5 protein-coding genes are annotated in these 6,308 nt (G+C 45.2%); 3 read left to right on the forward strand and 2 right to left on the reverse strand.

Annotated features, from left to right (window positions below; translation table 11 throughout):
- Positions 1–34 precede the first annotated feature (34 nt).
- A complete protein-coding gene (locus tag CAG68_RS14820; protein WP_017633769.1) occupies positions 35–427 on the forward strand; it encodes a DUF1353 domain-containing protein in 393 nt (130 codons plus the stop codon).
- Positions 428–511: 84 nt separating this feature from the next.
- Positions 512–922: a GNAT family N-acetyltransferase gene (locus CAG68_RS14825; protein WP_017633770.1), complete on the forward strand. Its 411-nt coding sequence runs from the start codon at positions 512–514 to the stop codon at positions 920–922.
- Between the two features lie 73 nt (positions 923–995).
- Here the strand turns inward: CAG68_RS14825 and CAG68_RS14830 are convergent, their stop codons facing one another.
- Positions 996–2,771 carry a SulP family inorganic anion transporter gene (locus CAG68_RS14830; protein WP_005380390.1) on the reverse strand — a complete coding sequence of 592 codons (1,776 nt, stop codon included), beginning with the start codon at positions 2,769–2,771 and terminating at the stop codon, positions 996–998.
- 202 nt (positions 2,772–2,973) lie between these two features.
- Entirely contained in the window at positions 2,974–5,418 is a 2,445-nt protein-coding gene (gene fadE / locus CAG68_RS14835) for an acyl-CoA dehydrogenase FadE (RefSeq protein WP_054574853.1), read from the reverse strand.
- Between the two features lie 376 nt (positions 5,419–5,794).
- Between fadE and lpcA the strand changes: the two genes are divergently transcribed.
- A partial coding sequence (gene lpcA / locus CAG68_RS14840) for a D-sedoheptulose 7-phosphate isomerase (protein ID WP_161441317.1) occupies positions 5,795–6,308 on the forward strand: 514 nt, incomplete at its 3' end.

Consider the following 6,308-nt stretch of genomic DNA (forward strand, 5'->3'; position numbering starts at 1 on the left):
TGATAAATAAGAATAAGTAAACGCGAGGTCTCTGATGAAATACAAAAAGCGTCAGAAGTATAAATACACTCTCCATTCTGAAGAAAAGATTGAGACTCACATTTCAGTGAGTAACGCGTATGACAGCCCTTTTCTTAGTTTGTCCAAACAAGGCGTGTTAACGATTAAAAAGGGCTATGCATGGGATGGAGCGAGTGGGCCAGCGTTAGACACAAAAAACATTATGAAAGCTTCTTTAGTGCATGATGCTCTTTACCAACTCATGAGGGAAGAGGTGTTGCCACAAAGTGCTCGAAAGCATGCGGATACGTTGTTGAGAGAAACATGTTTAGAAAAAGGAATGTCTAGCTTCAGAGCAACTTATATCTATTATGGCGTCAGAGTTGTCGGTGGCTTCTTTTCTAGACCTGATACTTTGTGTGCTTAATGGGAACATCTTTCCAACGTTTAACTGTTTATTTATACAGTTTAGTTATGTAAGCTCCAAGGTGATACAAAGGAGTAGTACATAATGACAATAAGATATGAAGAGCATGTGCCAAGCCCGAAAGAATACTGTGATATGCGTGTCAAAGCCGGGCTATCACCCAAATCGTTGAAAGCTGCTGAAATTGGTCTACCCAATTCGTTATATGGCGTATCTGTTCGGGATGAAGGAAAGCTCATTGCAATGGGTCGGGTTGTTGGTGACGGGGCGTGTAACTTCGAAATTGTCGACGTTGCCGTTGATTCTGATTATCAAGGCAACGGTTTAGGTAGAAAAGTCATGGAATACATCGACGGTTATCTTTCATCTGTTGCACTTGAAGGCTCTTACGTTTCTATGATTGCTGATGAACCGGTCTTTTACGAAAAGCTTGGTTATAGGCTGGTGGCTCCTAAAAGCCAAGGGATGACAAAAAAGTTTAAGCCAAAGGCGTAACACGTATTCAGCTGTGAAGATAAGCACTAGAAAACAGGAGTTTAATTTCCTGTTTTCTATATTAAATTTGTATTTAAGCCACTTCTGGAATTGGTTTGGGTGGCTGCTCTAAATCAGGCTCTTTTTGAACAGTAGGAATTTGTCCCTCACCCACAGCACTGATGTAACAGCCACTAAGTTTAATGGCAAGGTACATATCAGCTCGCAGTAAGATGCCTCCTTCACTGGTGCTGATACCAGTAAGCTCACACCATTGACGAAGACGTCGTTTCCTTCCAGCGAGGATTAAGCGTACGCCTCTCTTTTTCAAAGTATTGTGAATATCTGCCAGTGTTGCCATCACACTGAGATCCAAGTGAGTAAAGCTCGATACGGCGTCGATGACAACGCAACTTGCGTCTTTGTGATGCTCTGCCTGCTCTAACACTCTACGTTTAAAGTAAGGAGCATTGAAGTAAGTTAGCGGTGAGTTAAAGCGGTAAATCACCATTCCAGGAATAGGCGAAGCTTTTCCTGAGTCGTCGATGGTCCGAATGGTACCTTTTTCATCCAAGCCAAGTAGCTGATCACTCGGTCGCATGACAATCCGTAAAAATTGAAACAGCCCTAACAGTACCGCCAAAGTGATCCCCGGTATTACACCCACGATCAACACAGAAATAAAAGTAATGATGGCCAGATAAAATGCATCTTTGTCACGAGATTTTAATTTCCAAATTGCTTTAAGATCGAGCAGCGATAGGGACGCAATGATCAATACAACACCAAGTGAAGCGATAGGGATGAACTGTAAAGGCTCGTAAATAAATACCGCAATAATGGCAATGGTGATTGCGGCGACAATCGAAACTAATTGAGATTTACCGCCATTTGCATCATTGACGGCTGTGCGTGAGTCAGCGCCGCTTATCGCGAAACCTTGCGAAAACGCTGAGGCAATGTTGGCAAAACCCAACGCCTGAAACTCTTTATTAGCATCAATATCATAACCGTTTTTAGCAGCGAAACTGCGGGCGGTGAGCATCATGCTAACAAAACTGACAATCGCAAGGTTGAGCGCCGGGACCACTAGTTCACGGACTTCACCTAGCTCAAACTCCGGTGTTTGAAACTGAGGGAAGCCACCTTGAGTGAGTCCGACAACCGATACGCCCATCTCTTGTAAATGGAAAAACCAAACTGACGCAGTAGTTACGAGGATCGCCAGCATGGCAGCAGGCCAAGTTGGTCGGTAGCGTTTGGTGAGCAAATAAACGACAACTGTCACGATACTCAGAGTTACAGTAGGCCAATGAAGATCGGTTAATCGTTGTGGAGCTTCCCATAAACGTTCTAGTAAATAACGTTGCTCGTATTTCAAACCGACTACTTTCGCAAACTGACCAACGATAATTGTGAGAGCAACACCGTTGAGTAGACCCAAAAGAATCGGACGAGAAAGGAAATCTGCAAATACCCCTAGCTTGAAACGACTTGCCAGTACACACCAAATCCCCGTCATCGCTGTCATGGTCATAACCAACTGCCAATGTTTTGTGGGGTCACCTGCGGCAAGTGGTGTCACAACAGCAGCAATCACTGCACAGGTTGCTGCATCGGGTCCGACAATGAGTTGTCGAGATGTGCCCATCATGGCGTAAACCAACATTGGCAGTACACACGAATACAGACCGACAATTGCGGATACACCAGTTAATTGTGCGTAAGCTATGGCAACTGGCAGTGCAACCGCGACAACAGAAAAGGCGGCTCTAAAGTCGTTAACAAACCATTCTTTTTGATAATGCTTAAGCTGAACAAGCCCTGGGAACCACTGTGCGAGTAATATTTTAGCCAACGGATTTACCATATATGTGAGTGAGTTACTTAAAGTATACACCGCTTAGTTGGAACGTCTGTGAGTTAGTTATCACTGGAAATCGGGGAAAAGATTGGAGTGCGAGGATTTTATTGCGCAGGGGGGCTTTGTAGTGTGAGGTGTTATGAATCCGATTCTGGAAGCAATAAAAAACGGGAGCTGATACTCCCGTTTGTGGTCTCAGATTCTAGAGTTACGCGACACTATCCATCTGAGGGTATAGCGGCTTTGCGGCAAGCAGTTCCGGCTCAAAATCGTCAACGTTGATTGTATCTAGACGATGCTGTTCCGCTTCTCTGAGTAGATCGGCTTCTTCTTGCGTGATAAAGCCTTGCTCTAGCCCTTCCTGAGCAATCATATCCAAACGTAAGAATGGGCGACGCTTACCCTGCGCTTTACATACTTTGTCAAACACAGGCTCAGCTTGAAGAATGACTGATAGTGCAAGTTCAATCTTACCTGCTGCGTTGTGCTCGGTTGGTTCAAGGTATTGACCGCGACCAATGCGTGAGCGCGTTGCACTTGGCGTTTGTAGAATGCGCGCCACTTTACTGTCTAGTTTATCGCTTGGTGCTTTGCGTACGCGACCAAATGGCATGATTAATACGCGTAGCGCACGGCCAATTACTTTGTTCGGGAAGTTTGCTAAGAATTCATCTACTGCCACTTCAGTTTGCTTCAAGCTGTCTTGCAAGCCCCAATGTACTAATGGCAAATCTTCAACTGGACGGCCATCTTGCTCAAAACGTTTCAACGTCGCAGAGCTCAAATATAGCTGGCTTAGAATGTCACCAAGACGTGCTGATAGACGCTCTTTACGCTTCAAAGAGCCACCTAGCACTGCCATTGAGATATCCGATAGCAGAGCAAGGTTTGCACTGTAACGGTTCAATTGTTGGTAGTAACGCTTGGTTGCATCTTTGGTTGGTGATGAAGAGCCCAGACCGTCGCTCAAACCAAACCAGATACTGCGCACTAGGTTACTCATTGTAAAGCTCACGTGACCAGCAAGCGCTTTATCAAATTTCTCGACAGCATTACTTGCTTCAGAATACGCCGCGTTCATTTCTTCAAGAACGTACGGATGGCAACGGATTGCGCCTTGGCCAAAGATGATCATTGAGCGTGTTAGAATGTTAGCACCTTCAACCGTTACCGCGATTGGCGCACCTTGGTAACCACGAGCTAGGAAGTTAGAAGGTCCCATACAGATACCTTTACCGCCTACGATGTCCATTGCATCGATGATGCTTTGCTGGCCGCGGTGCGTACAGTGATACTTCACGATAGCTGAGATTACTGAAGGCTTTTCACCTAAGTCGATACCCGCAACGGTTAAGTTGCTTGCTGCATCCATCACGTAAGCATTACCACCCAAGCGTGCTAATGGTTCTTCAACCCCTTCCATATGGCCGATAGGCTGTTTGAACTGACGGCGAATACGTGAGTAAGCACCGGTTGCCATTGCCGCAGTTTTGATGCCACCTGTTGAGTTTGAAGGTAGCGTGATACCACGTCCAACCGACAGACACTCAACCAGCATACGCCAACCTTGGCCCGCCATTTTTTCGCCACCGATAATGAAATCGATAGGAACAAAGATGTCTTTACCGCGCGTTGGACCATTTTGGAATGGCACATTGAGTGGGAAGTGTCGGTTACCAATCTCAACACCTTTGACATCAGTTGGGATAAGCGCACAAGTGATGCCAAGATCTTCTTTGTCGCCTAGCAAACCTTCAGGGTCGCGAAGTTTAAATGCTAAGCCTAGTACGGTTGCGACTGGCGCTAGGGTGATGTAGCGCTTGTTCCAAGTCAGGCGCATACCCAGTACTTCTTTTCCTTCCCATTCGCCTTTACAGACCACACCGTAATCTGGAATAGATCCAGCGTCAGAACCCGCTTCTGGACTTGTTAGGGCGAAACAAGGGATTTCCTTACCTTCAGCTAGACGCGGTAAGTAATGATTTTTTTGATCTTCAGTACCGTAGTGTTGCAGTAGCTCACCTGGGCCCAAAGAGTTAGGAACACCAACGGTAGACGATAGAACGCCAGAAACACCCGTTAGTTTTTGTAGTACTAGTGATTGCGCGTATGCTGAGAACTCAAGACCACCGTACTTTTTCTTAATGATCATGGCGAAGAACTTATGATCTTTCAGGTATTGCCAAACTTCTGGCGGTAAGTCCGCGAGTTCATGGGTCACTTGGAAATCACTCACCATGGCGCACACTTCATTCACAGGGCCGTCTAAAAAGGCTTGTTCTTCCGCACTTAACTTAGGTGCTTGAATTGCGTGTAGCTTTTGCCACTCTGGTTTGCCTTTAAATAGTTCGGCTTCCCACCAGACGGTACCTGCGTCTAACGCTTCTTTTTCGGTTTGAGACATAGCTGGCAGCACTTTCTTGAAAAGCACTAACGCTTTGCGGCTAATTAAAGACTGACGTACGCCAGGAACCGCGAGCACAGCTGCGGCGAGAACGTAAATCGCCCAACCAATAACGCCGACAGTACCAGCTACTGTAAGAGCCAGCATGGCTGCGGTGAGTAAGCTAATAGATTTCACGAGAGACATGCGGTGGTAGAGCGTAATGCCTAGCACGATCGCCATCGTGATGATTGAGAGCAAGATGTCCATATATATTTTCCTTTTCAGACTTTATAAGTTTTGTACGTCTGCATGTTAGGTAAGAGGTCTAACCAGTTGGTTTAAGTGTAATCAAAATATTAAGGAAATGTAAAACATAAGATTGGATAAAAAGTGATCTAAGTAGAGTTAAAATTCTAAAGTTGAGATTTGAGTGATGGTTTCATGAGCAAGTTGACAAGTTTATTACCATCACTAATCTAAATCTGTTGGTTCACTATCGACACTAATTCTCGTTTGTGGGTAAACTCAGAGTAATCAAACCCGAGTTCCGGTTTATGAAATGTCCGATACCAAATTGGTATCAGAACAATTTGCTCAGTGAGTCAAGAGCTGACTGAAGCCGAAATAATAAAGAGAACGTCTTATGTACCATGATCTGATTAGAAGTGAATTAAACGAAGCTGCTGAAGTGCTCAACAAATTTTTAAGCGATGACCATAACATTGCGCAAATCGAAGCAGCGGCGAAAATGATTGCTGACTCATTCAAGCAAGATGGTAAAGTATTGTCGTGTGGTAACGGTGGTTCTCACTGTGATTCAATGCACTTTGCCGAAGAGCTAACAGGCCGTTACCGAGAAAATCGTCCTGGCTATGCTGGTATTGCTATTTCAGATCCAAGCCACCTTTCTTGTGTGAGTAATGACTTTGGTTATGACTTCGTGTTTTCACGTTATGTAGAAGCGGTTGGTCGAAAAGGTGACGTACTGTTTGGTCTGTCGACTTCAGGTAACTCAGGTAACATCCTGAAAGCGATTGAAGCAGCACAAGCGAAAGGCATGAAGACGATTGCGCTAACAGGTAAAGATGGCGGCAAAATGGCAGGCCTTGCAGATATTGAAATCCGCGTGCCACACTTTGGTTATGCAGACCGCATTC

The sequence above is a fragment of the Vibrio sp. V42_P2S4T144 genome (genome assembly GCF_009904715.1).
Taxonomy (GTDB): Bacteria; Pseudomonadota; Gammaproteobacteria; order Enterobacterales; family Vibrionaceae; genus Vibrio; species Vibrio alginolyticus.

Excerpts from the sequence above, each read along its gene's own strand:
- CAG68_RS14820 (WP_017633769.1), top strand. The coding sequence starts at position 35 with ATGAAATACAAAAAGCGTCAGAAGTATAAATACACTCTCCATTCTGAA.
- CAG68_RS14825 (WP_017633770.1), top strand. The coding sequence starts at position 512 with ATGACAATAAGATATGAAGAGCATGTGCCAAGCCCGAAAGAATACTGT.
- CAG68_RS14830 (WP_005380390.1), bottom strand. The coding sequence starts at position 2,771 with ATGGTAAATCCGTTGGCTAAAATATTACTCGCACAGTGGTTCCCAGGG.
- fadE (WP_054574853.1), bottom strand. The coding sequence starts at position 5,418 with ATGGACATCTTGCTCTCAATCATCACGATGGCGATCGTGCTAGGCATT.